This window comes from Microcella alkaliphila, from assembly GCF_004216855.1.
Taxonomy (GTDB): domain Bacteria; phylum Actinomycetota; class Actinomycetes; order Actinomycetales; family Microbacteriaceae; genus Microcella; species Microcella alkaliphila.
This window is the reverse complement of sequence record NZ_SGXT01000018.1, coordinates 159,948-184,916: the sequence shown is the minus strand read 5'-3', so window position 1 is coordinate 184,916 and position 24,969 is coordinate 159,948. Positions and strand designations below refer to the sequence as shown.

Sequence of the window (24,969 nt, the reverse complement as noted above, 5' to 3'; positions counted from 1 at the left end):
GGCCACGAGCCGCGCCACTCACGTCCGTCGCCGAAGGAGGCCGCAACCGTGCCCGCAGACAATCTCACCCGCGTGGAGGCGAGCGAGCGCTCGTCGCTCGTATCGACCCAGAGCTATCGCGTCGAGCTCGACCTGACGACCGGGCCGGAGGTGTTTCGCTCGACGTCGACGGTGACGTTCACTGCGACGCCCGGCGCCTCGACGTTCATCGACGCCATCGCGCGCGAGGTGCACGCGGTCACCCTGAACGGGGTGGAGCTCGACCCGGCCGAGGTGGCCGACGGTATCCGCATCCAGCTGCCGAACCTGGCCGCCGAGAACGAGCTGACGGTCGTCGCCGACCACGAGTACACGAACACCGGTGAGGGCCTGCACCGCTTCGTCGACCCCGTCGACGGCGAGGTCTACCTCTACTCGCAGTTCGAGGTTCCCGACAGCCGCCGCGTGTTCGCCGTGTTCGAGCAGCCCGACCTGAAGGCCACGTTCACCTTCACCGTGCGCGCACCGAAGCACTGGAAGGTCGTCTCGAACGGCGTCACCCCCGAACCCACGGTCGAGGGCGACAGCGCGGTCTTCGCCTTCCCCAAGACGCAGCGCATCTCGAGCTACGTCACCGCCATCGTCGCCGGCCCCTACCAGAGCGTGCACTCGGAGCTCACCTCCAGCGACGGCCGCACCATTCCGCTCGGCATCTACGCTCGCGCGTCGCTGTTCGAGTACCTCGACGCCGACTACATCTTCGACATCACCCGCAAGGGATTCGCCTACTTCGAGTCGAAGTTCGACGTGCCCTACCCCTTCGAGAAGTACGACCAGCTGTTCGTTCCCGAGTTCAACGCCGGCGCGATGGAGAACGCGGGCTGCGTGACCTTCACCGAGGTCTACGTCTTCCGCTCGAAGGTGACTGACGCCGTGAAGGAGCGCCGCGTCGTCACGATCCTGCACGAGCTCGCCCACATGTGGTTCGGCGACCTCGTCACCATGAAGTGGTGGAACGACCTGTGGCTGAACGAGTCGTTCGCCGAGTGGGCCTCCACCATCGCGACCGCCGAGGCCACCGAGTGGACGGAAGCCTGGACGACCTTCCAGGCGATGGAGAAGAGCTGGGCGTACAAGCAAGACCAGCTGCCCTCGACCCACCCGATCGTCGCCGACATCCGCGACCTGGAAGACGTGCAGGTCAACTTCGACGGCATCACCTACGCCAAGGGCGGCAGCGTGCTGAAGCAACTCGTCGCGTGGGTCGGCGAGGAGGACTTCTTCGCGGGCGTCTCGAACTACTTCACGAAGCACGCCTGGGGCAACACCGAGCTCGTCGACCTGCTGCGCGAGCTGGAGGCCACGAGCGGCCGCGAGCTCACCGACTGGAGCGCCAAGTGGCTCGAGACGGCGGGCGTCAACACGCTGCGCCCCGAGCTGACGGTTGACGACAGCGGCGTCATCACGGCGTTCGCGGTGCTGCAGAGCGCACACCCCGACTACCCGACGATTCGCCCGCACCGCATGGCCATCGGCTTCTACGAACTCGACGGTGGGTCGCTCGTGCGCACCCACCGCCACGAGCTCGACGTCGACGGCGAGCGCACCGAGGTCGCCGAACTGGTCGGTAAGACCCGCCCCGCGCTCATCCTGCTGAACGACGACGACCTCGCCTACGCGAAGATTCGCCTCGACGACGCCTCGCTAGAGACGGCAATCGCGCACCTCAAGGACATCGAGAACCCGCTCGCCCGCGCCATCGTGTGGGGTGCGGCGTGGGATGCGACGCGCGACGGCGAGACCGCCGCCCGCGACTACGTGCGCCTCGTGCTCAACAACATCGCGAGCGAGACCGAGTCGACGACGATCCGCACCACGCTCTTGCAGCTCGCGCAGGTCGCCCGCACCTACGTCGAACCCTCGACGCGCGAGGAAACGGTCGTCGCCGTCGCCGACGGCCTGTGGCAGCTGGCCGCCGAGGCCGAGCCGGGCAGCGACGCACAGTTCCAGTTCGTGCAGTACTTCGCGAACATGGCCGCGACGCCCGCCCACGTCGCAACCCTCAGCGGGCTGCGCGACGGCACCATCACGCTGCCCGAGCTCACCGTTGACACCGACCTTGACTGGCTGCTCATCGAGGGCCTGGCGCTCAACGGCGCGATCGGCCACAGCGAGATCGACGCGGCGCTCTCGACGGACAACACGTCGAACGGTCAGCAGGCCGCCGCCCGAGCCCGGGCTGCCTTGCCCGGCAGCGACGCGAAGCGCGCCGTGTTCGACCAGCTGGTCGGCGACGACACCGTGCCGAACGCGATTGTGCGCATGACGACGATGGGCTGGCAGCACGCCAACGGCCCGACCGGCTTTGCCGAGCTCGTCGGCGCGTACTTCGACGCGATCGTGCCGATCTGGGAGTCGCGCACGTACAAGATCGCCGAGTACCTGATTCTCGGCCTCTACCCCGCCGCGCTCGCGAACGAGAACCTCATCGTGAAGACGCGCGCGTGGCTCGAGGCGAACGCCGACCAGCCCGCGGCCCTGCGCCGCATGGTGAGCGAGAACCTCGCGGGCGTCGAGCGGGCGGTCGCCGCGCAGCGTCGCGACGCGCGCGCGTAACCGGCGCCGAGCATCCGGTCACGATCTCAGCCCCGCGCATCCTTTTTTCGGATGCGCGGGGCTGAGTCGCGTCTGGGCTAATCGTCGCCGCCTGATTCGTCCGCATAGACCCCGTCGCTAGGCTTGCCGCAATGGACGGTTTCAGTTGGGCAGGGCTCTGGGAGGGCATCGTCACGTTCGTGCAGACGAACGAGGCCGTGTTCCGCATCGCGGGCGTGATCGTCGGCGCGGTGATCCTGCGCTGGGTGCTGCTGATCTCGATTCGCCGCGTCGTTGATCGGGTCGTCTCGGGCGTCAAGAAGGCCCAGGCGGTCGAGCACACGGTCGAGCTCAGCGCGTCGCCACTGCACGCCGTTCGTGTGGTGCAGCGCACGCGCACGATCGGGAGCGTGCTGCGCAACCTCGTGACGTGGTCGATCGTCGCCGTGGCGATCGTGCTGATCTTGAGCGAGCTGAATTTCTCGGTCACGGCGCTCATCGCGTCGGCCGGCGTGCTCGGCGCCGCGCTCGGCTTCGGCGCGCAGAGCCTCGTCAAAGACATGCTGAACGGCCTGTTCATGGTCTTCGAAGACCAGCTGGGCGTCGGCGACATCGTGTCGCTGCAGTCGACGCAGGGCCCGGTTGACGGCGTCGTCGAGTCGGTCGGCGTGCGCGTGACGCAGGTGCGTGACGTCGGCGGCACCCTGTGGTTCGTTCGCAACGGCGAAATCGTGACCGTGGGCAACAAGTCGCAGGGCTGGGCACGGGTCATCATCGACCTCCCCGCGCCGTACACGAGTGACGTCGAGGCGGTCGAGCGCACCATGCTCGAGACCGCGCAGCGCCTCGCCGACGACCCCAAGTGGCGTCGCAAGGTGCTCGAGAAGCCCGAGGTCTGGGGCATCGAGTCGATCTCGGCCGAGGCGCTCGTCATTCGCCTCGTCATGAAGGTGCGCGGCCCCGAACAGTTCGAGATCGCCCGCGAGCTGCGCCTGCGCTTGAAGCTCGCTCTCGACGACCTCGGCGTGGCGCTGCCCGCGCTCAACCGCGTTGTCATGGACGGACTCGACCGCGCGAGCAAGGCCACCGAGCAGAAGCCGACCACCCGCGGCGGTGCGCCGAAGACGAAGCAGTTACCCGTCGCATCCAATAAGGACGCGTAAATGGCCGACATCACCCTGGGCCCCACCGGCGGCCCCAGCGACAGCTTCTTTTCGCAGGTCGGCGGGCACGCCACCTTTGAGCGCCTCGTGCGTCGCTTCTACGAGGGCATTGAGCACGACGAGGTGCTGCGCCCCATGTACCCCGACGACGACATGGACGGCGCGGTGTGGCGACTGACGGCCTTCCTCGAGCAGTACTGGGGTGGCCCGAGCACGTACAGCGAGCAGCGCGGCCACCCGCGCCTGCGTATGCGGCACATGCCCTTCACGGTCAACCCGGATGCGCGCGACCGCTGGCTCACGCACATGCGCGCGGCGCTCGACGAACTCGCGCTGCAGCCGATGCACGAGGAGGCCCTGTGGGACTACCTGCAACGCGCCGCCTACGCCATGGTCAATACCTTCGAGGAGTGAGTCGATGACCGACGCACCTCAGCCGGCCCCGGCCGGCACTCCGGCCACGACGCTGTGGATCTGGCTGCTCGCCCTCGCGCCGCTCATCAGCATCTGGTCGGCAGTCACGCTCGACGTTGACGCCGTCATCGAGTTGGTGAACGTGGCGATCGAAGCCACTCCCGATGGCGCCGTCACGACGAACCCGACGACCGCGCCGCCCGCCACGGGCAACGGGACGGGGCTCGTGCTGTGGCTCGCCGGAATCGGCGTTGCCGTGCTCGACTGGCGGGCGCTGCGCGACCGTCAGATCGACCGGCCGTTCCCGTGGTTCTGGGCGATCGCGTCGGGTTTCGTCTACGTGATCGGCCGCTCGATCGTCGTGCGCCGCCGCAGCGGAACAGGCCTCGCCCCGATGTGGGCAACGATCGCCCTGCAGGCACTGCTCATCGCCATCGTGTTCTCGATCGCCGTGCGCGTGGTGAACGCGACACTGCCGACCGCAGCGTTCTAGCTGAGCAGCGTTGCGAGCTGCGCGCGCAGATCGCGGGGGCGACGGCCGAGCAGGCGTTCGAGGTCGCCACTCACGGCGGAGAGTTCGCCCGCTCGCGTGTTGGCATCGAGCCCGACGATGAAGCCAGCCGTCGCCTCGTCGAGGCCCGCCTCAACGAGGTGCGCGCGCTGCTCCTCGAGGTCGAGCGCGTCGTACACGACCTCGCGGCCGAGCAGCTCGGTGAGCGCGGCGGCGAACTCGAGGTGGCTCCAGGCCTCGGGGCCGGTGAGCTCGTAAGTGTGGCCGGCGTGGTCGTCGTCGAGCAGGGCGACGGCGGCCGCCTCCGCGTACTCGTCGCGGGTGGCGCTCGCGATGCGCCCCTCCCCCGCGGCTGATGCGACGACGCCCGTCTCGACGGCGCGTTCGACGTCGGCCGCGTAGTTTTCGATGTACCAGTTGTTGCGGAGGACGGTCGCGGCAAGCGGACTCGCCGCGAGCATCCGCTCGGTTTCGGCGTGCTCGGGTGCGAGCAGGTGCTGCGATTCGATCGCGTTCACGATCGAGGTGTAGACGAGGCGCTCGGCGCCGGCGCGCTCGGCGGCGGTGATGACGGCGCGATGCTGGGCAACGCGCTGGCCGATCTCGCTGCCCGAGACGAGCAGCACCACGCGGCTGCCCGCGAGCGCCGCATCGGTCGTCGCCTCGTCGGAGTAGTCGACGGCGCGCACATCAACGCCGCGCGCCCGCAGGGCGTCGAGCGTGTCGACGGCGCGGCCGGCGGCGACGATGTCGCTCGGCGCGACACCGCGGGCGAGCAGGTGATCAATGACGGCGCGGCCGAGGTGGCCGGTGGCTCCGAGGACGACGATCGACACGAGAGGCTCCTTCTGGCGGCGGGCGGATGCTCGTGCCAACCCGTTCGCGCGGGCCCGCATTCCGCAGGCGGTGCCGTCGGGGGAGTCGGTGCGATCGACGCGCTCGGCGGTTCTGAGCGGTCAGAGCGTTAGACGCGCTCGGTGCCCGCGGCGCCCTCACCGCGCGCGAGGACCGCGCGGGCGTGGCGCAGCACCGGCTCGTCGACCATCTGCCCATCGAGGCGGAAGACGCCACGCTCGTGCTCTGCCGCGGCGAGCACGCGCTCGGCCCAGACGCGCTGGTCGGGGGTTGGCGCGTACGCTCGGCGGATCACGGCGACCTGACTGGGGTGGATGCACGCGGTCGCGACGAATCCGAGGGCTGCGGCATCCGCCGCCGCCTCCGCGAGGCCCGCCTCGTCGGTGATGTCGAGGTGCACGGCGTCGACGCTCGCCTTTCCGCGGGCGGCCGCGGCGAGGTGGACGGTGGCGCGTGCGTGCTGGACGACCGCGCGGTACTGGCCCCGAGCATCCCGACTGGCGGTGCCGCCCATCGATGCGACGAGGTCTTCCGCTCCCCACATGAGGGCGACGACACCGTCGACGGCGGCGATTTCGCCCGCAGCGACGACGCCCGCCGCCGTCTCACACAGGGCGATCACGGCATAGCCGCGGGCAGCGAGTGCGGCGAGTGCCGCCGGGTCCTCGGCCTTTGCGACCATCACGGTGCGGTAGTCGGTGCCGGCGAGCGCCGCGAGGTCGGCGTCGGCGTCGGCCGTGCCGAGCGGATTGATGCGCACGATCGTCGTGGCCGGGTCGAGGCGGGAGGCGGCGAGCGCCTCGCGCGCCGAATCCTTTGCATCGGGAGCGACCGCATCCTCACAATCGAGAATCACGGCGTCGGCGCGCTCGGCCGCCTTCGCATAGCGCTCGGGCCGGTCAGCCGGGCAGAAGAGCAGCGCGGGCCCCATCGCAAAGGCGCTCACCGTGCGTCACCCTCCTGCCAGATGAGCACGGCGCGGCGGGCGACGCCGACGATGTCGCCGTGCTGGTTGCGGCCGGTGTGTTCGAGGGTGACGATGCCCTGGCCGGGCCGCGACTCTGACAGGCGCTTCTCGACGACGAGCGTCTCGCTGTAGAGGGTGTCGCCGTGGTGCAGCGGGTGCGGGAACCGCACGTCGGTGAGGCCGAGGTTGGCGACGATCGTGCCCTGCGTGAGCTGCTGCACCGAGGCGCCGACCATCACGGCGAGGGTCATCATCGAGTTCACGAGCCGCTCGCCGAAAGGCTGCGTCGCCGACCACGCCGCGTCGAGGTGCAGCGCCTGCGGGTTCATGGTGAGGGTCGAAAACAGCACGTTGTCAGCCTCGGTCATGGTGCGGCCCGGGGCGTGCGCGTAGACCGTGCCGACCTCGAACTCGTCGAACCACAGGCCCCGCTGCTCGACGCGGCGGCCGGTCATGCCGACAGCCCCAGCGTTCGTGCAATGACCATGAGCTGCACCTCCGTCGTGCCCTCGCCGACCTCGAGCACCTTCGAGTCACGGTAGTGCCGGGCGACGGGGTTTTCATTCATGAACCCGTAGCCGCCGAAGATGTGGCTGGCGTCGCGGGCGTTCGCCATGGCGGCCTCGCTCGAGATGAGCTTCGCCATCGACGCCTCGGCCTTGAAGGGCTTGCCCACCACGATGCGGTGCGCGGCCTCGTAGGTGGCGAGGCGCGCGGCGTGCACCCGCGACTGCATGCGGGCAATCATGAAGGCGACGTGCTGGTTGTCGCCAATGGAGCGATTGAAGACGACGCGCTCCTTCGCGTAGCGCAGCGCCTCCTCCAGGCAGCCCTGGGCGGCACCCGTGCAGAGCGCGGCGAAGGCGACGCGGCCCTCGTCGAGGTACTCGAGGAAGTTCGCGTAGCCGCGGCCGCGCTCACCCAGCAGGTTCGCCTCGGGCACGCGCACGTCGTCGAAGGTGAGCGGGTGGGTGTCGCTCGTGTGCCAACCCACCTTGTCGTAGGCGGGGTGCACCGTGAAGCCGGGCGTGCCCGACGGCACGATGATCGCCGACAGCTCGGGGTTGCCGTTCTCTTTGCGGCCCGTGACGGCGGTGACGGTGACGAGGCTCGTGATCTCGCTGCCCGAGTTGGTGATGAACTGCTTCGACCCGTTGATGACCCACTCGCCATCGACCACCTCGGCAGTGGTCTGCGTGGCGCGGGCATCGGACCCGGCGCCCGCCTCGGTGAGGCCGAAGCCGGCGAGCGCGCGGCCGCGGGCGAGGTCGGGTAGCCACTGCTGCTTCTGCTCCTCGGTGCCCTGGCGGAAGATCGGCATCGCGCCGAGGCCGACGCCCGCCTCGAGGGTCACGGCGATCGACTGGTCGGCGCGGGCGAGCTGTTCGACGGCGAGGCACAGGTCGACGTAGGTCTTGCCCTGCCCGCCGTACTCTTTCGGGAAGGGCAGCCCGAAGAGCCCCATGTCACCCATCTGCCGGATGATGTCGTACGGCAGCTCGCGCTTCGTGTCGTACTCGTATGCGGCGGGCGCGACGACGGTGTCGGCGAACTCGCGCACCTCATCGCTGAGGCGCTGCTGTTCCGGGGTGAGGTCGATCATGCGGGGTCTCCTTGGTCGCCGTCGGGCCGGGGTTCTGGCTCGTCGGGGTGGATGCGGGCGACGACCTGGTCGAGTGCGACCTGGTCGCCCACGGCGACCTCGAGGGTCACCGTGCCGGCGACAGACGCGAGCATGGTGTGCTCCATCTTCATCGCCTCGATCGTGACGAGGGGCTGACCCTCGACGACCGTGTCTGCGGTGGCGGCGCCGAGGGCGACGACGGCGCCGGGCATGGCGGCGCGGATCGTCGGGTCGGCGGCGCCCGGCGCGCGGGTGAGACCCGCCCGGTGCTCGGCGAGGCGGGCGGCGCGCGTCGGGCGCGCGAGCCGGTGCGTGACGCCGTCGACGTGCATCCAGGTGTCGCCTGCGGCGCGCACGACGTGGGCGGTTACGCGTCGCGATTCGTGCGTGACGGTCACGGTGAGGGTCTCACCCGCTGCGTCGAGCATCCGGATGCTCGGGGCCAGCTGCTCACGAACGGCCGCGTCGATCGCGACCTCCTCCCCGTCGATGACGTAGCGCGGGGCGCGGTGCGGGCCGAGGCGCCAGCCGTTTGGCCGGCTCCAGGCGGAGTTCGCCGCCCGTTCGGCACGATCGTGCTCGACGAGGGCCGCAATCGTGCGGGCGAGGGCGGGCGTGGCGGGGGCCGCCAGCTCGCTGCGCTCGATGAGCCCCGTGTCGAGGGCGCCCGTCTGCACCTCGGGGACGGCGATCAGTCGGCGCAGAAAGGCGGCGTTCGTCGGCACACCGAGCACGATGGTCTCGGCGAGCGCCGCATCGAGCCGGGCGAGCGCGGTCGCCCGGTCGGGGCCGTGGGCGATGACCTTCGCGAGCATGGGGTCGTAGTCGGCGCCGACGACGAGGCCGTCGACAAGGGCGCTGTCGACGCGCACGCCGGGGCCGGTCGCCTCGCGCACGAGGGCGACGGTGCCGGTCTGCGGGGTGAAGCCGCGCTCGGGGTCTTCGGCGTACAGCCGCGCCTCGACCGCGTGGCCGCTGAGCGCGAGCGGCGGCAGCTCGAGCGGCTGGCCCGCCGCGATGCGTAGTTGCTGCTCAACGAGGTCGACGCCCGTCACGAGCTCGGTCACGGGGTGCTCGACCTGCAGGCGCGTGTTCATCTCCATGAAGAAGAACTCGTCGGGTTTCGCATCGGAGACGAGGAACTCGACGGTGCCAGCTCCGCGGTAATCGACGCTGCGCGCCACCTCGCAGGCGGCCTCGCCGATCGCCGCGCGCGTGGCCTCATTGAGCAGCGGCGACGGGGCTTCCTCGATGATCTTCTGGTGTCGCCGCTGCAGGGAGCACTCCCGCTCCCCCAGGTGCACGACGGTGCCGTGCGCATCGGCGAGCACCTGCACCTCGATGTGGCGGGGGCTCTCGACGAAGCGCTCGATGAGCAGGGTGTCGTCGCCGAACGACGAGCGAGCAACGCGGCGCGAGGCGACGAGCGCGCCGGCGAGCTCGTCCCGCTCGCGCACCACGGTCATCCCCTTGCCGCCGCCCCCGCCCGACGGCTTGATGATGAGCGGGAACCCCACCTCGCTCGCCGCGTCGATGAGCTGGGCGTCGCTCCACCCCGCCTCCCCCGCGCCGGGCGTCACGGGGACCCCGCGGGCGGCCACGTGCTCGCGGGCACGAATCTTGTCGCCCATCGCCTCGATCGCGCTCGCGGGAGGGCCGATCAGCGTGACGGCGAGCTCCTCGAGGCGGCGCGCGAAGGCCGTGTTCTCGCTCAGGAAGCCGTACCCGGGATGCACGGCGTCGGCCCCCGAGGACAGGACCGCCTGAACCACCTTCTCGATGTCGAGGTAGCTGTCGGCGGCGGGGGCCGGGCCGAGGCGAACCGCGAGGTCCGCCTCGCGCACGTGGCGGGCATCCCGATCGGCGTCGCTGTAGACGGCGACGGAACGGATGCCGAGCGCACGGAGCGTGCGGATCACACGGCACGCGATCTCGCCGCGGTTCACGACGAGAACGGTGTCGAAAAGGGGTGCCGTGTCGGCGGTGTCAGTCATGCGCGTCACATCCGGAACAGGCCGAAGCGCGGCTCGGGAAGCGGCGCGCGGCTGACGACGTCGAGGGCGAGGGCGAGCACCTGGCGGGTGTCGGCGGGGTCGATCAGCCCATCGTCCCAGAGGCGGGCGGTCGCGTAGTACGGGTCGCCCTGCCGTTCATACTGGGCGCGGATGGGCGCTTCGAAGGCTTCCTGCTCGTCGGTCGGCCAGCCGTCGCCGAGCTGGTCGCGGCGCACCGTCGAGAGCACTTTCGCCGCCTGCTGGCCGCCCATGACCGAGATGCGGGCGTTCGGCCACATCCAGAGGAAGCGCGGCGAGTAGGCCCGGCCGCACATCGAGTAGTTGCCGGCGCCGAACGACCCGCCGATGACGACGGTGAGCTTCGGCACGCGGGTCGTGGCGACGGCGGTGACCATCTTGGCCCCGTGCTTGGCGATGCCGCCCGCCTCGGCGTCGCGGCCGACCATGAAGCCCGAGATGTTCTGCAGAAAGACGAGCGGGATGCCGCGCTGATCGCACAGCTCGATGAAGTGCGCGCCCTTCATGGCCGACTCGCTGAACAGCACGCCGTTGTTGGCGACGATGCCGACCGGGTGGCCCTCGATGCGCGCGAAGGCGGTGACGAGCGTCGTACCGTACTCGGGCTTGAACTCGCTCACCGACCCGGCGTCGACGATGCGGTCGATCACCGTGTGCACGTCGTAGGGGGTCTGCACGTCGACCGGCACGACGTCGAGCAGGGTAGCCGGGTCGTGCGCCGGGGCGGGCGCGGGCGCGGGCGCGTGTACAGCGTCGGCCGGGCTGACGGCCCAGGCCGGCTCGCGCGGCGGCGGCAGGGTGGCGACGATGTCGCGCACGATCTCGAGGGCGTGAGCGTCGTCGTCGGCGAGGTGGTCGACGACGCCGGAGGTGCGCGCGTGCAGCTCGCCGCCGCCGAGCTCTTCGGCGCTCACGACCTCGCCGATGGCGGCCTTCACAAGCGGCGGCCCGCCGAGGAAGATCGTGCCCTGGTCGCGCACGATGACGGTCTCGTCGCTCATGGCGGGCACGTACGCGCCACCGGCCGTGCACGACCCCATGACGCAAGCGATCTGCGCGATGCCTTCGGCGGATGCGCGCGCCTGGTTGTAGAAGATGCGCCCGAAATGGTCGCGGTCGGGAAAAACCTCGTCCTGCAGCGGCAGGAAGGCTCCGCCCGAGTCGACGAGGGCAATCGCCGGCAGCCGGTTTTCGAGCGCGATCTCTTGCGCGCGCAGGTGCTTCTTCACCGTCAGGGGGAAGTAGGTGCCGCCCTTGACCGTCGCGTCGTTGGCGATAACCATGACGGGCCTGCCGTGCACGAGCCCGATGCCCGTAATCAGCCCGGCACCGGGAGCCTGCCCGTCGTAGAGGCCGTTGGCGGCGAGCGGCGCGATCTCGAGGAACGGGCTGTCCTCGTCGAGCAGTCGGTCGACGCGCTCGCGCGGCAGCAGCTTGCCGCGCTCGACGTGGCGCTGCCGCGACGACTCGCTGCCGCCGAGCGCCGTCTCGGCGAGCTCCGCGCGCAGCTCGGCGACCAGGCCGGCCATGGTGGCGCGCCGCGTCTGGTTGGCAGACGTCTCAGCTGTCGTCATTGACTGCCCATTTCGCTTGTGGCGGCGGGGCCGGTGATTCCGGTCGGTTAGCGGTGACTAACTGACCGAAATGTTAGTCACGACTAACTGGAATGTCTACACTGGCGCACATGAGCACCGTCGTGTCGCGCGAGCAGGCCAAGGCCGAACGCCGACGTGCCCTGCTCGCCGCCGCCGCCCGGCTATACGCCGAGCGCGGCTTCGAGCGCGTGTCACTCGACGACCTCGGCTCCGCCGTCGGCATCAGCGGCCCCGCCGTCTACCGCCACTTCGCGGGCAAGCAAGCGGTGCTCGCCGCGCTGCTGGTCGACGCGAGCGCGGGGTTGCTCGACGGGGCGCGGGCGGTGCTCGCCGACCATGACACGAATGCGAACGGCGCAATGCGTGCAGACGGCGACGCGCGCACAGACGGCGCGTCGAGCATCCCGGATGCGCGTCAGACGCTGCGTGCGCTCGTCGCCTTCCACGTCGCCTTCGCCGTCGAGAACCCCGACGTCATTCGCGTGCAGGCGGCGGACCTCGAGAGCCTCGCCGACGCCGACCGCCGCACCGTGCGCGGGCTGCAACGGCAGTACGTGGAGCTTTGGGTCGACGTGCTCGAGTCCCTGCACCCGGGCGAGCAGCGGTCGCTCTTGCGCACCCGCGCCCACGCAGCGTTCGGCCTTATGAACTCGACCCCGCACAGCGCACGCGGTGCCGCCCGCGACACCCGCGCGGTGCTCGCCACGATGGCCGAGGCGGCGCTCAGCCCGGTGGCCGTCTAGTCCCGAGCGCACCTGCACGTCACTACCGCAAGACTGACCGAACGGTGCAAACCCGCACGTTCGAACGCTTGGTGTTGCACCAAACGTGTGGTGTTCCGATCGCGCGGGACGCGAGACGCACGGCGCTCGGCGAGCCCTTAGTCGCCGTCGGCACCGTCGAGGGTGGACAGCCCCGCGCCCGACTCCGCCTCAGAGGGCTCCGGCGCGGCGATGAGCGTCACCGATTCGGCGTGAACCGCCCCGCCCGCCGGCAACTGCGCCTCGCGGAGGGCTCTGTCGATCGCCGCCGCCATTTCCGTCGCATCGTCATGCCCCGTCATGCGCTCACGCTACGCCGCAGGCTGGCACCACGCCAGCCCCCGCTCAGCCGAAATGGCGGCGGCGGGTCGCGTCCTGCACCTCGCCGACGAGCTCCTCGATGATGTCCTCGAGGAAGAGCACTCCGGCAGTGTTGCCCTCGGCGTCGACCGAACGGGCCAGGTGCGAGCCGGAACGCCGCATGAGGGCGAGGGCGTCTTCCAATTCGGCGTCGGCCGCGATCGACACGAGCCGGCGGATGCGCTTCGGCGGCACGGGGTCGTCGAACTCGTCCTCGGGCAGGTCGATGATGTCCTTCAAGTGCAGGTAGCCGGTCGGCTCACCGGCCTCGTCGACGAGCGGGTAGCGGCTGAAGCCGCGCTGGGCGACGCCGCGTTCGACGTCGAGGGCCGACGCGTCCTCGGGCAAGGTGACCAGAGCATCCATGGGGACGGCGACGTCGCCGACCGTCTTGTTCGTGAACTCGAAGGCCGCGCCGAGCGTGCCCGTCGCGTCGGTGAGCAGGCCTTCACGGGTCGACTGTTTCACGATGGTTGCCACCTCGTCGAGCGTGTAGGTGCTGGTCGCCTCGTCTTTCGGCTCGACGCCGCACAGGCGCAGGATGCCGTTGGCGATCGCGTTCAGGCTCCAGATGACGGGAGCGAAGATGCGGGCGACGGTCACGAGCGGCGGCGCGAGGATCAGCACGGCCCGCGTCGGCAGCGAGAACGAGAGGTTCTTCGGCACCATCTCGCCGAGCACGACGTGCAGGAACGACACGATCAGCAGGGCGATGATGAACGCGATCGTCGACACGACCTCCGGCGGAAGGCCGGTCAGACTGATCGGAATCTCCAGAATGTGGTGGATCGCCGGTTCTGACACGTTCAGGATCAGCAGCGAGCACACGGTGATGCCGAGTTGGCTCGTCGCGAGCATGAGGGTCGCACGCTCCATCGCCCAGAGTGCGGTCTTGGCGGCACGGGAGCCCGCCTCGGCACGCGGCTCAATTTGCGAGCGCTTGGCTGAGATCACCGCGAACTCGGCGCCCACGAAGAAGGCGTTGCCCGCGAGGAGCACGACGAGCCAGACGAGGCCCCACCAGTCTGCTGACGTGATCACAAGGCGCTTCCCGCCGACGGGGCGTCCACCGTGACGGGGGTGAAACGCACGCGGTCGATGCGGCGACCGTCGAGCCGTTCGACACGGAAGACGCCGGCGTCGAGCTGCACGGTATCGCCGACGCGGGGCAGGCGGCCGAGCTCAGCCATGAGCCAGCCGGCCACCGTCTCCCACGGGCCGTCGTCGGGCACGGTGACGCCCGCTCGGTCCGCCAACTCGTCGGGTCGCAGGATGCCCGGGAACGTCAGCCAGTCACGGGCGCGAACGACGTCCACGACCGCCCGATCGTGTTCGTCGGCGACCTCACCGACGAGCTCCTCGACGAGGTCTTCGAGCGTCGCGACGCCGGCGGTGCCGCCGTACTCGTCGACGACGATCGCCATCTGATAGCCCTGACCGCGCAGTTCGGTGAGCAGGTGTCGAGGCGCATCGTCTCGGGCACCCGCAGCGCCTCGGACATGAGGGCCGAGGCCGGCACGTCGGCACGGCGGTCGTGCGGCACGGCGACCGCCTGCTTGATGTGCACGATGCCGACAACATCGTCAAACGACTCCCCGACCACCGGAAAGCGCGAGTGCCCGGTGCGGCGCGCCGCGGCAATGACATCGGTGGCCGAGTCGCCGCGTTCGACACTCACGAGTCGCGCGCGCGGCGTCATGACGTCTTGCGCGGTGAGCTGCGAGAACGCGAGTGTGCGCGACAGGAGCGTCGCAGTGTCGGCCTCGAGCAGGCCGTGCTGTGCCGACCGCCGCACGAGCGACGACAGCTCTTCGGCGGTGCGGGCACCGCTCAGCTCTTCCTTCGGATCGATGCCCATCGCCCGCAAGATGCGGTTCGCCGTGCCGTTGAGCACCCGGATCGCGGGGCGGAAGACGGTCGTGAAGAGCCACTGGAACGGGATGACCACCTTCGCGGTCTGGCGCGGCAGCGCGAGCGCAAAATTCTTGGGCACGAGCTCGCCGACGATCATCGACAGCAGGGTCGCGATGACGATGGCGGTGATCGAGCCGACCGGGCGTACCGCGCCCTCGGGAATTCCGATCGCGAGCAGGGGGCCGGCGAGCAGCCGCGAAATGGCCGGCTCCATCGTGTAGCCGGTCAAGAGGGTTGTCAGCGTGATGCCGAGTTGCGCGCTCGAGAGGTGCGTCGACGTGATCTTGAGCGCGGCAATCGTCATGCCCAGCCGGGTTTCGCCGCGGTCGCGCCGCGCCTCCAGCTCAGAGCGATCGAGGTTGACGAGTGCGAACTCGCTCGCGACGAACAGGCCGGTGCCGATGGTCAGCACGACCCCGATGCCGAGCAGGAGCCATTCGTCGCCGAGTAGCTCTGCGCCCACGGGTGTCCCTCAGTACGTCGAGGGTGGCGGTAGACGGAGGCTCCATGGTGCTGATGAGTATAGGTGTGCGCGAGCTACCAGGAGACGGGCAACGCCTTGCCCTCTTCGTAGCCGGCCGCCGACTGCACGCCCACCACCGCACGCTCGTGGAACTCGGGCAGCGTCGCGGCACCCGCGTAGGTCATCGAGCTGCGCAGCCCCGAAGTGATCATGTCGAGCAGGTCGTCGAGGCTCGGGCGCTGCGGGTCGAGGTAGATGCGTGACGACGAGATTCCCTCGGCAAACAGCGTCTTCTTCGCGCGCTCGAACGCGTCGAGGCGTCGGAAGCGCTGCTCGACCGCCTTCGTCGACGCCATACCCCACGAACTCTTGAACCAGCGACCGCTCTCGTCGCTTTCGATCTCGCCGGGCGCCTCAAGGGTGCCGGCGAACCACGAGCCGATCATGACGGCGGATGCACCGGCGGCGAGCGCGAGGGCCACGTCGCGCGGGTAGCGCACTCCCCCGTCAGCCCAGACGCGCGCCCCCAGCTCGCGCGCGGCCGCCGCCGTTTCGAGCACGGCCGAGAACTGGGGTCGCCCGACGGCGGTCATCATGCGCGTCGTGCACATGGCGCCCGGCCCCACCCCGACCTTGAGGATGTTCGCCCCGGCCTCCACGAGGTCGCGCACCGCGTCGGCCGTCACGATGTTGCCGGCGACGATCGGCACCCCGAGGTTTCGGGCGGAGACCGCACGCAGTGCGCTCAGCATCTGCTCCTGGTGGCCGTGAGCCGTGTCGAGCACGAGAACGTCGACACCGGCCTGCACGAGGGCGGCGGCCCGCTCGGCGGGGTCACCATTCACCCCGACTGCCGCGGCGACACGCAAACGGCCGTGCGCATCCACCGCCGGCGTGTACAGCGTCGCCCGCACGGCGCTGCGCGCACTCAGCGAGCCGACGATGCGCCCGTGGTGGCGGACGGCGACCGCGTCAGCGTCGGCCGCATCGATCAGGTCGAAGGCGGTGCGCGCATCCGTGACGTCTTCGTCGTCGATCGACGGGACGGGGTCGCCGACGAGATCGCCGATGACAGCGTCCGGCAAGGCGTGCCGCAGGCGCGCGGCCGGGATGCACGTGGTCGGCTCGCCGTCGGAATCGACGATCGTGACGAGGGCGCCCTCGGTGTCGGGCACGCGACGCCGGGCCTCGGCGACCGACGTCTCGCGGGTCACAGTCACGAGCGGGTCGAGCATCGTGGGCGCAGCCTTGACCTCGCGGATGGCCGCGTCGAGCTCTTGCAGCGGAAGGTCCTGCGGCAGCACGCCGAGGCCCCCACGACGGGCGAGGGCTGCGGCGAGACGAGAGCCCGTGACCGACGTCATGTTGGCCGCGACGATCGGGGTCTTCAAGCCCGCCGGGTCGTCCACGGTGAGGTCGACGCTGAGCCGGCTGCCAGCAGCCGAATGCTGTGGCGTCAGGAAGACGTCGGAGTAGGTCAGGTCATGGACGGGGGTCTCGTTCGCAAAGCGCACGCGTCAACGGTACAAGCCCGCGGATGCGCGCCCACAGCCCCAGCCCCATCGAGCGTTTGCCCCCGCGCAAGGCGTTACGCTTGTGCGGTGCCGCCATCGTCGGTGGCGCGTCGAGAATTAACCCTCCAGCAGAAGCGAAAGTGGGCGGTCGGCTGTGTCAAGCCACGTGTCCGGTACCGGCGCCGAGGGCGGCGCCTCCGGAGAGTTCGGTGCCAACGAATGGCTCGTCGATGAACTGTACGAGCAGTACCGAGAGAACAAGGATTCGGTTGACCCGTCGTGGTGGCCGATTCTCGAGAAGTACGAACAGTCAACCGCCACCGCGGCGACCAGCACAGCCGCATCGGTTGCGGTCGCGGAGGCGACTCCGGTGACGCCCACCACGGTCACCGGCGACGACGATCCGACGACGGCCCTGCCGAGCGCTACGACCGGCGGTTCCGTCGGCTCGATCAGCATCGGGTCGGCCCCCGTCACGGGTAGCCAGCCGATCGCGAAGACGACGGCGCGGGCCCCGCAGCCGCAGCCGATTCCCGCGCAGGCCCCCGCGACGGCCCCCGCCCCCGTCGTCGATGAAGAGGCGGCCGAGAAGCAGGACGAGGTCACGCCCCTGCGCGGCATGGCGAAGACGCTAGCGACCAACATGGATGCGTCGCTCACGGTCCCGACGGCGACCAGCGTCCGCACCATCCCCGCCAAGCTGATGATCGACAACCGCATCGTCATCAACAACCACCTGAAGCGCGCCCGCGGCGGCAAGGTCTCGTTCACCCACCTGATCGCGTGGGCCATGGTGCGCGCGCTGCGCGAGTTCCCGAGCCAGAACGTCTACTACGACGAGCAGGACGGCAAGCCGGTCGTCGTCACGCCTGCCCACATCAACCTCGGCATCGCGATCGACATCCCGAAGCCCGACGGCACGCGTGCGCTGCTTGTTCCCGGCATCAAGAAGACCGAGTCGATGACGTTCGGGGAGTTCCACGCCGCCTACGAAGACGTCGTCAAGCGCGCCCGCGACAACAAGCTCGCGGCCGCCGACTTCCAGGGCAACACGATCTCGCTGACAAACCCTGGCGGCATCGGCACCGTGCACTCGGTGCCGCGCCTCATGAAGGGGCAGGGTGCCATCATCGGCGCCGGAGCGCTCGAGTACCCGGCCGAGTTCCAGGGCATGTCGCAGGCGACGCTCGCTGAGCTCGGTATCGGCAAGACCATCACCCTCACGAGCACCTACGACCACCGCGTCATTCAGGGGGCCGGCAGCGGCGAATTCCTGAAGAAGGTGCACGAGCTGCTCATTGGTCAGCGCGACTTCTACGACGGCATCTTCTCCGACCTGCGGATCCCGTACGACCCGATCCACTGGGCGCAGGACATTCACGTCGACCTGGCCGACGAGGTCAACAAGACGGCTCGCGTTCACGAGCTGATCAACTCGTTCCGCGTGCGCGGTCACATGATGGCCGACGTCGACCCGCTCGAGTACCAGCAGCGCAGCCACCCCGATCTCGACATCTCGAGCCACGGCCTCACGTTCTGGGATCTCGACCGCGAGTTCGTCACCGGCGGCTTCGGCGGCAAGCGCACCATGCTGCTGCGCGAGATTCTCGGCGTTCTGCGCGACACGTACTGCCGCACCGTCGGTATCGAGTACATGCACATTCAAGACCCCGAGCAGCGCCGGTGGTTCCAGACGCGACTCGAGAAGCCGTACCAGAAGCCGACGCACGACGAGCAGATGCGCATCCTCGGCAAGCTCAACCAGGCCGAGGCGTTCGAGACCTTCCTGCAGACGAAGTACGTCGGGCAGAAGCGCTTCAGCCTCGAGGGTGGCGAGTCACTGATCCCGCTGCTCGACGAGATCGTGCAGCAGGCCGCCGACACTGACCTCGACGAGGTCGCGATCGGTATGGCCCACCGCGGCCGCCTGAACGTGCTGGCCAACATCGCCGGCAAGACCTATGGCCAGATCTTCCGCGAGTTCGAGGGCACCCAAGACCCGCGCACTGTTCAGGGCTCGGGCGACGTCAAGTACCACCTCGGCACGCAGGGCACCTTCACGTCGGCCAGCGGCAAAGAGATCGAGGTCTACCTCGCCGCGAACCCCTCGCACCTCGAGGCCGTTAACGGCGTGCTCGAGGGCATCGTTCGCGCGAAGCAGGACCGCAAGGGCGACGGCAAGTTCGGCACCCTGCCGGTGCTCGTGCACGGCGACGCGGCCATGGCTGGTCAGGGTGTCGTCGTCGAAACCCTGCAGCTGTCGCAGCTGCGCGGCTACCGCACGGGCGGAACCGTGCACGTCGTCGTCAACAACCAGGTCGGCTTCACGACGCCTCCCGGTGAGGCGCGCTCGTCGATCTACTCGACCGACGTGGCGAAGACCATCCAGGCGCCGATCTTCCACGTCAACGGCGACGACCCCGAAGCGGTCGTGCGCGTCGCCGAGATCGCGTTCGCCTACCGTCAGGAGTTCAAGCGCGACGTCATCATCGACCTCGTGTGCTACCGCCGTCGCGGTCACAACGAGGGCGACGACCCGTCGATGACGCAGCCGCTCATGTACAACCTCATCGAGGCCAAGCGCAGCGTTCGCACCCTCTACACGGAGGCGCTCGTCGGTCGTGGCGACATCACCGAGGAAGAGTTCGAGAACGCCCACAAAGACTTCCAGGATCGCCTGGAGGTCGCGTTCGCCGAGACGCACGCGGCGCAGACGGGTGCGATTCCGGTCGTCGGCGGTGACGCATCCGTCGAAGAGGGATCTGGTGAGCCGGAGAGCACCGGCGTCGACGTCAGCGTCGTGCAGCACATCGGTGACGCCCACGACAACCCGCCCGCCGGATTCACCGTGCACACCAAGCTGCAGGCGATGCTGAAGAAGCGCGTCGAGATGAGCCGCAACGGCGGCATCGACTGGGGCTTCGGCGAACTGCTCGCGCTCGGCTCGCTGCTCATGGAGGGCACGCCCGTCCGCATGGCGGGCCAAGACTCCCGTCGCGGCACCTTCGTGCAGCGGCACGCCGTGCTGCACGATCGCGCCAACGGCCAGGAGTGGCTGCCGCTCGCGAACCTCAGCGAGAACCAGGCGAAGTTTTGGATCTACGACTCACTGCTGAGCGAGTACGCGGCCATGGGCTTCGAGTACGGCTACTCGGTCGAGCGACCCGATGCTCTCGTTCTCTGGGAGGCCCAGTTCGGCGACTTCGCCAACGGCGCCCAGACGATCATCGACGAGTTCATCTCGTCGGCCGAGCAGAAGTGGGGTCAGCGCTCGAGCGTCGTGCTGCTGCTTCCGCACGGCTACGAGGGCCAGGGACCGGACCACTCGTCGGCTCGCATCGAGCGCTTCCTGCAGATGGCGGCGGAAGACAACATGACGATCGCCCGGCCCTCGACGCCGGCGTCGTACTTCCACCTGCTGCGCCGTCAGGCCTATGCGCGTCCGCGCCGCCCGCTCGTCGTCTTCACGCCGAAGGCGATGCTGCGCCTGCGCGGCGCGACGAGCGACGTGCTCGACTTCACGCAGGGTCGCTTCGAGCCGGTGATCGACGATGCGACGGTGACCGACCCGCAGGCCGTGCGGCGCGTTCTGTTCCACTCGGGCAAGATCCACTACGACCTGAAGAGCGAGATCGCGAAGCGCGACACGCAGGGCGTGGCGCTGGTGCGCCTCGAGCAGTTCCACCCGCTGCCGGCCGAGCAGATCGCGGCGGTCATCGACCGCTACCCCAACGCCGAGCTGGTGTGGGTGCAGGACGAGCCCGAGAACCAGGGCGCATGGCCGTTCTTCACGATCGAGCTCGCCAAGCGCGGCATGAAGCGCGTGCGCGTCGTCTCGCGCCCGGCCTCCGCGTCGCCCGCGACCGGCTCGTCGAAGCGCAGCGCGGAAGAGCACGCCGCCATCATGGACGCGGCGCTCAGCGACTAGTCGCAAACGCGAGAATCCCCGGGATGCTGAACGGGCATCCCGGGGATTCTTGCCTATCGGGGCGGTAGCCCCGCTGAACGTTAGGCGCGGTTGTCGAGGTTCGAGATCGCTCCGAGGACGAGCTCGCGCAACTCGTCGGGTGCCTTCTCTTGGCACGCCTCTTTCACCTTGTTGGTGAGGGTGAGGCCGACGAGGTGCTCAGCGGAGCAGTCGTCGCAGACGGCCATGTGGTCGCGGATGTCCTGGCACTGCTGGGGGCTCAGCTCGTTGTGCAGGAACTCCTCGAGCTCGGCCTTGGCTTTGTCGCAGCCGCAGTCGGTCATGTCGTGCTCCTGGTGGTGGTGGGGGTCGAGTCGGGGATGGCGTAGCCGCGCTCTCTCGCGTAGTCGGCGAGCTTCTCGCGCAGCTGTCGGCGACCGCGGTGGAGGCGACTCATCACGGTCCCGACCGGCGTTTTCATGATGTCGGCGATCTCTTGGTAGGCGAAGCCTTCGACGTCGGCGAGGTATACCGCCAGTCGGAAGTCTTCGGGGATCTCTTGCAGAGCGTCCTTCACGGCGCTCGCGGGCATCCGGTCGATCGCTTCAGCCTCGGCCGAGCGACCGGTGGACGACGTGGCGGACTCGGCACCGCCGAGCTGCCAGTCCTCCAACTCCTCGAGCGCACCCTGGTAGGGATTGCGCTGATTCTTGCGGTACTGGTTGATGAACGTGTTCGTGAGGATGCGGTAGAGCCACGCCTTCAGGTTCGTGCCCTGTTCGAACTGCGCGAACGCAGCGAAGGCCTTCACGAAGGTCTCTTGCACGAGGTCGGCGGCGTCGGCCGGGTTCTTCGTCATGCGCATTGCGGCGCCATAGAGCTGGTCCATGAACGGCAGAGCCTGCTCTTGGAACAGTGCTCGCTTGGTTTCGGCCTCGTCAGTCATCGAGCGCCAGTGTACTGACGGGGCATCCGTGACAAGCGTCGCGCTCAACGAGCACCGTCCTTTCATTCCCGTGCGTGCCGACTACCCTGATAACCGATGCTCGTCTCGAATAATTCCGGCCCCCGCTTTTCGCCGTACGGCGACGAAGACCGCACCGAGGCCGCGACCGGCGGCCCCGCGGACCGGCGCTGGGTCGCCCCGACCGCCGCGGACCCCCTGAACGCCCGCATCATGCTTCCCGGGTCGAAGTCGCTCACCAACCGCGAGCTAGTGTTGTCGGCTCTGGCCGATGCGCCGTCGCTGCTCCGCCGCCCGCTGCACTCGCGCGATACGCGCCTCATGGTCGAGGCCCTGCGCTCGCTCGGCGTTGACATCGAGGAGGTCGACGGCGACGGCGCCTTCGGCCCTGATCTGCTCATCACGCCGCCCGACGAGCTCACGGGATCCGTGTCGATCGACTGCGGGCTGGCCGGCACGGTAATGCGCTTCGTGCCTCCCCTGGCCGCCCTCGCGCTCGGCCCCGTCGCGTTCGACGGCGACGAGTCGGCGCGTCGGCGCCCCATGCGCACGACGGTCGAGGCCCTGCGAGCGCTCGGTGTCGACGTCAACGACGACGGCCGCGGCACGCTGCCCTTCAGCCTCTGGGGTCGCGGGGCGATTCGCGGCGGCGAGCTCGCGATCGACGCGAGCGCGTCGAGCCAGTTCGTCAGCGGTTTGCTGCTTGCCGCCCCCCGCTTCGAGGAGGGCATTGTGCTGCGCCACACCGGCGAACACTTACCGTCGATGCCGCACATCGAGATGACGGTGCAGTGCTTGGCCGACCGTGGTGTGCGCGTCGACAGTCCCGAGCCGGGCGTGTGGGTCGTCGAGCCCGCCCCGATCGCCGGACTCGATGTCACCATCGAGCCCGACCTCTCGAACGCCGCGCCGTTCCTCGGCGCCGCCCTCATCGCCGGCGGCACCGTGACGGTCGACGGCTGGCCTGCACGCACGACGCAGGTCGGCGCAGACCTCACCCACCTGCTACCGCACTTTGGTGCCACCGTTCGCCACGACGCCGACGGCGCTGTCACCGTCGACGGCGGGGAAGGTCTGCGCGGTGGCCGCGCGATTAGCGGCGTCACCCTCGACCTGTCGACCGGGGGCGAACTTGCCCCGGCCCTCGTCGCGCTCGCCGCGCTCGCCGCGGGTCCCAGCACCATCACCGGCATCGGGCACCTTCGCGGCCACGAGACTGACCGGCTCGCGGCGCTCACCGCCGAGATCACGGCCCTCGGAGGCGCGATTCGCGAACTCGAGGACGGCCTCGCCCTCGAACCCGCCACCCTCACAGGGGGCCCGTGGCGCGCGTACGAGGACCACCGGATGGCCACGGCGGGCGCGATGATCGGGCTGGTCGTCGAGGGCGTCGAGGTCGACGACATCACGACCACGGCGAAGACACTGCCCGAGTTCCCCGAACTGTGGCAGGGCCTGCTCGCATGAGTTGGCTGCCTCCCGTCGACGACGATGACGACGAGCCCTGGGGCGACTACGACGAGAGCGCGGTGCGCGAGCGGCCGAATCCGAAGGCAAACCGACCCCGCACGAAGCAACGTCCGGCGCACGACAACGCCGTGGTGGGCCGGGTGGTCACGGTTGACCGCGGCCGCTATCTCACCCTGATCGACGAGGGCACCGACACCGAGCGGGAGGTCCTGAGCACCCGCGCGCGCGAGCTGCGTCGCACCGCGATCGTCACGGGCGACCGGGTCGACGTGGTGGGCGACGTCAGCGGTGCCGAAGGAAGCCTCGGACGCATCGTGCGCGTGCACGAGCGACGTACCTTGCTGCGGCGGAGCGCGGATGACACCGACGCCGTCGAGCGGGTGATCGTCGCGAACGCCGACCAGCTCATGGTCGTGGTGGCCGCCGCCGATCCCGAGCCCCGCCCCCGCCTCATCGACCGCTATCTCGTCGCCGCCTATGACGCCGGCGTCACCCCGCTCGTCGTCGTGACGAAGACTGATCTCCGCGATCCTGCCGAGCTGATCGCGCCGCTGAGCGCGCTGGGGGTCGAGATCGTGACGAGCGCCGCATCCGACCCGCCGCTTGATCGGCTGCGCGCACTGCTGCACGGCCGCACCACCGTCGCTGTCGGACACTCCGGGGTCGGCAAGTCGACGCTCGTGAACGCGCTCGTGCCAGGCGCGGGGCGCGCGACCGGCGTTGTTAACGCGGTCACGGGCCGCGGGCGACACACGTCGAGTTCGACCGTGTCGCTGCGCCTGCCCGACGGCGACGGCTGGATCATCGACACCCCCGGGGTGCGTTCGTTCGGGCTCGGCCACGTCGACCCGGCGAACATCCTGACGGGCTTCGCCGACCTCGCCGCCGTGGCGGAGGGCTGCCCCCGCGGATGCACGCACTTGCCCGACAGCCCCGACTGCGCCCTCGTCGAGGCGGTGGAGGCCGGTGAGCTCGGCGAGGCGGGCGCCGCACGGCTCGACTCACTGCAGCGGCTGCTCGCCACCCTGATGCGGCCGAAGGACTACTAGATTCGGTCTGTGACCGACAGCGCATCGACCCACGCCGACGACCTCGCCCTGGCCCTTCGGCTTGCCGCCGCCGCCGACGAGGTGTCGCTCGCGCGCTTCCAATCGCTCGACCTGGAGGTGACGACGAAGCCTGACCGCACCCCCGTCACCGACGCCGACCGCGCGGTCGAAGAGACGATTCGTGCGGGCCTTGCCGCCGAGCGCCCCCATGACGCGATCTTCGGCGAAGAGTTCACGGCGGCAGCGGATCGGACAGAGGTCGCCGGGCGTCAGTGGATCATCGACCCGATCGACGGCACCGCGAACTTCTTACGCGGCGTGCCGATCTGGGGCACGCTCATCGCGCTCGCCGTCGACGGTCGCCCCGTCGTCGGCGTGGTCAGCTCCCCCGCGCTCGAGCGTCGATGGTGGGGCGCGACGGGCCTCGGGGCATGGACGACCCGCACCGGAGCCCTCGCGGGTGCCGAGCCGACCCGACTGCGGGTCAGCGGCGTCTCGACGCTCGCCGATGCCGTGGTGTCGTACAACAGCCTGCCCGGCTGGGCTGATGCCGGGCGCCTCGACCAGGCCATCGCCTTCGCCCGGAGCGCGTGGCGGGCCCGCGCCATCGGCGACATGTGGTCGTACATGCTTGTCGCCGAGGGCTCGCTCGACGCGGCCGGGGAGTTCGACCTGCAGCCCTACGATATGGCGGCGCTGCAGCCCATCATCGAGGAGGCGGGTGGCCGATTCACGTCGGTCGACGGTGAGGAGGGCCCGTGGCACGGCAGCGCGCTCGCCACCAACGGGGTTCTGCACGACACCGTGGTCGACTTCGTCAGAAATCGCTGA

The 24,969-nt window shown here is 69.6% G+C and carries 20 protein-coding genes and 1 pseudogene; 9 read left to right on the top strand and 12 right to left on the bottom strand.

The genetic code is table 11. The features are described from left to right. Positions 1 to 48: 48 nt before the first annotated feature. The 4 genes from pepN (at position 49) to EV140_RS12110 (ending at position 4,644) form a co-directional block, all read left to right on the top strand. Positions 49 to 2,595 (top strand): aminopeptidase N, encoded by a 2,547-nt coding sequence (pepN, locus tag EV140_RS12125; protein WP_130284275.1) that lies wholly within the window; start codon positions 49 to 51, stop codon positions 2,593 to 2,595. Positions 2,596 to 2,726: 131 nt separating this feature from the next. After that, positions 2,727 to 3,737: a mechanosensitive ion channel family protein gene (locus EV140_RS12120; protein WP_130284273.1), complete on the top strand. Its 1,011-nt coding sequence runs from the start codon at positions 2,727 to 2,729 to the stop codon at positions 3,735 to 3,737. Further along, positions 3,738 to 4,151: a globin gene (locus tag EV140_RS12115; protein ID WP_130284271.1), complete on the top strand. Its 414-nt coding sequence runs from the start codon at positions 3,738 to 3,740 to the stop codon at positions 4,149 to 4,151. It abuts the gene before it with no gap. Positions 4,152 to 4,155: 4 nt separating this feature from the next. Beyond that, complete coding sequence (locus tag EV140_RS12110; RefSeq protein WP_130284269.1) at positions 4,156 to 4,644, top strand: hypothetical protein; 489 nt, start codon at positions 4,156 to 4,158, stop codon at positions 4,642 to 4,644. Here EV140_RS12110 and EV140_RS12105 read toward each other — a convergent pair. The 6 genes from EV140_RS12105 to EV140_RS12080 all read right to left on the bottom strand — a co-directional run bounded on the left by EV140_RS12105 (position 4,641) and on the right by EV140_RS12080 (position 11,715). Further along, complete coding sequence (locus tag EV140_RS12105) at positions 4,641 to 5,498, bottom strand: SDR family oxidoreductase (RefSeq protein ID WP_130284267.1); 858 nt, start codon at positions 5,496 to 5,498, stop codon at positions 4,641 to 4,643. The two genes, EV140_RS12110 and EV140_RS12105, sit on opposite strands and share 4 nt — an antisense overlap. A gap of 128 nt (positions 5,499 to 5,626) precedes the next feature. Next, positions 5,627 to 6,448, bottom strand: a complete 822-nt coding sequence (locus EV140_RS12100; RefSeq protein WP_130284351.1) for an HpcH/HpaI aldolase/citrate lyase family protein — start codon at positions 6,446 to 6,448, stop codon at positions 5,627 to 5,629. An 11-nt stretch (positions 6,449 to 6,459) separates the two neighbouring features. Then, positions 6,460 to 6,939 carry a MaoC family dehydratase gene (locus tag EV140_RS12095; protein ID WP_130284265.1) on the bottom strand — a complete coding sequence of 160 codons (480 nt, stop codon included), beginning with the start codon at positions 6,937 to 6,939 and terminating at the stop codon, positions 6,460 to 6,462. After that, positions 6,936 to 8,087, bottom strand: a complete 1,152-nt coding sequence (locus EV140_RS12090) for an acyl-CoA dehydrogenase family protein (protein WP_130284263.1) — start codon at positions 8,085 to 8,087, stop codon at positions 6,936 to 6,938. The genes EV140_RS12095 and EV140_RS12090 overlap by 4 nt, the downstream gene beginning before the upstream one ends. Then, positions 8,084 to 10,102 carry an ATP-binding protein gene (locus tag EV140_RS12085; protein ID WP_130284261.1) on the bottom strand — a complete coding sequence of 673 codons (2,019 nt, stop codon included), beginning with the start codon at positions 10,100 to 10,102 and terminating at the stop codon, positions 8,084 to 8,086. The genes EV140_RS12090 and EV140_RS12085 overlap by 4 nt, the downstream gene beginning before the upstream one ends. A 5-nt stretch (positions 10,103 to 10,107) precedes the next feature. Continuing rightward, positions 10,108 to 11,715 (bottom strand): carboxyl transferase domain-containing protein, encoded by a 1,608-nt coding sequence (locus EV140_RS12080; RefSeq protein WP_130284259.1) that lies wholly within the window; start codon positions 11,713 to 11,715, stop codon positions 10,108 to 10,110. 110 nt (positions 11,716 to 11,825) lie between these two features. Between EV140_RS12080 and EV140_RS12075 the strand changes: the two genes are divergently transcribed. Further along, complete coding sequence (locus tag EV140_RS12075; protein WP_130284257.1) at positions 11,826 to 12,479, top strand: TetR/AcrR family transcriptional regulator; 654 nt, start codon at positions 11,826 to 11,828, stop codon at positions 12,477 to 12,479. 137 nt (positions 12,480 to 12,616) lie between these two features. On the opposite strand, the gene EV140_RS12070 is transcribed toward EV140_RS12075, so the two are convergent. The 4 genes and pseudogenes from EV140_RS12070 to guaB1 all read right to left on the bottom strand — a co-directional run bounded on the left by EV140_RS12070 (position 12,617) and on the right by guaB1 (position 16,748). Continuing rightward, a complete protein-coding gene (locus tag EV140_RS12070) occupies positions 12,617 to 12,799 on the bottom strand; it encodes a hypothetical protein (protein WP_130284255.1) in 183 nt (60 codons plus the stop codon). A 43-nt stretch (positions 12,800 to 12,842) separates the two neighbouring features. Further along, complete coding sequence (locus EV140_RS12065) at positions 12,843 to 13,898, bottom strand: hemolysin family protein (protein WP_241971436.1); 1,056 nt, start codon at positions 13,896 to 13,898, stop codon at positions 12,843 to 12,845. After that, positions 13,895 to 15,201 (bottom strand): annotated as a pseudogene (locus EV140_RS12060) (hemolysin family protein). Before EV140_RS12060 ends, EV140_RS12065 begins: the two are co-directional and overlap by 4 nt. Before the next feature lie 107 nt (positions 15,202 to 15,308). Continuing rightward, the gene (gene guaB1 / locus EV140_RS12055) at positions 15,309 to 16,748 is read right to left on the bottom strand and encodes a GMP reductase (RefSeq protein ID WP_130284253.1); all 1,440 of its coding nucleotides are present in this window, start codon (positions 16,746 to 16,748) and stop codon (positions 15,309 to 15,311) included. Between the two features lie 166 nt (positions 16,749 to 16,914). On the opposite strand from guaB1, the gene EV140_RS12050 reads away from it, so the two are divergent. Further along, positions 16,915 to 20,676: a multifunctional oxoglutarate decarboxylase/oxoglutarate dehydrogenase thiamine pyrophosphate-binding subunit/dihydrolipoyllysine-residue succinyltransferase subunit gene (locus tag EV140_RS12050; protein ID WP_241971435.1), complete on the top strand. Its 3,762-nt coding sequence runs from the start codon at positions 16,915 to 16,917 to the stop codon at positions 20,674 to 20,676. 80 nt (positions 20,677 to 20,756) lie between these two features. On the opposite strand, the gene EV140_RS12045 is transcribed toward EV140_RS12050, so the two are convergent. Both EV140_RS12045 and EV140_RS12040 read right to left on the bottom strand, forming a co-directional pair. Beyond that, positions 20,757 to 20,999 (bottom strand): zf-HC2 domain-containing protein, encoded by a 243-nt coding sequence (locus EV140_RS12045; RefSeq protein WP_096422484.1) that lies wholly within the window; start codon positions 20,997 to 20,999, stop codon positions 20,757 to 20,759. Beyond that, positions 20,996 to 21,667 (bottom strand): sigma-70 family RNA polymerase sigma factor, encoded by a 672-nt coding sequence (locus EV140_RS12040; protein ID WP_130284249.1) that lies wholly within the window; start codon positions 21,665 to 21,667, stop codon positions 20,996 to 20,998. The genes EV140_RS12045 and EV140_RS12040 overlap by 4 nt, the downstream gene beginning before the upstream one ends. A 30-nt stretch (positions 21,668 to 21,697) precedes the next feature. Between EV140_RS12040 and aroA the strand changes: the two genes are divergently transcribed. From aroA to EV140_RS12025, 3 genes are read left to right on the top strand one after another with little or no spacing between them, the layout of a single operon-like run. After that, on the top strand, positions 21,698 to 23,086 hold the full coding sequence (gene aroA, locus EV140_RS12035; protein WP_130284247.1) for a 3-phosphoshikimate 1-carboxyvinyltransferase: 1,389 nt from the start codon (positions 21,698 to 21,700) through the stop codon (positions 23,084 to 23,086). Then, on the top strand, positions 23,083 to 24,138 hold the full coding sequence (gene rsgA / locus EV140_RS12030; RefSeq protein ID WP_130284245.1) for a ribosome small subunit-dependent GTPase A: 1,056 nt from the start codon (positions 23,083 to 23,085) through the stop codon (positions 24,136 to 24,138). Before aroA ends, rsgA begins: the two co-directional genes overlap by 4 nt. A 9-nt stretch (positions 24,139 to 24,147) precedes the next feature. Further along, positions 24,148 to 24,969 carry an inositol monophosphatase family protein gene (locus EV140_RS12025; protein ID WP_130284243.1) on the top strand — a complete coding sequence of 274 codons (822 nt, stop codon included), beginning with the start codon at positions 24,148 to 24,150 and terminating at the stop codon, positions 24,967 to 24,969.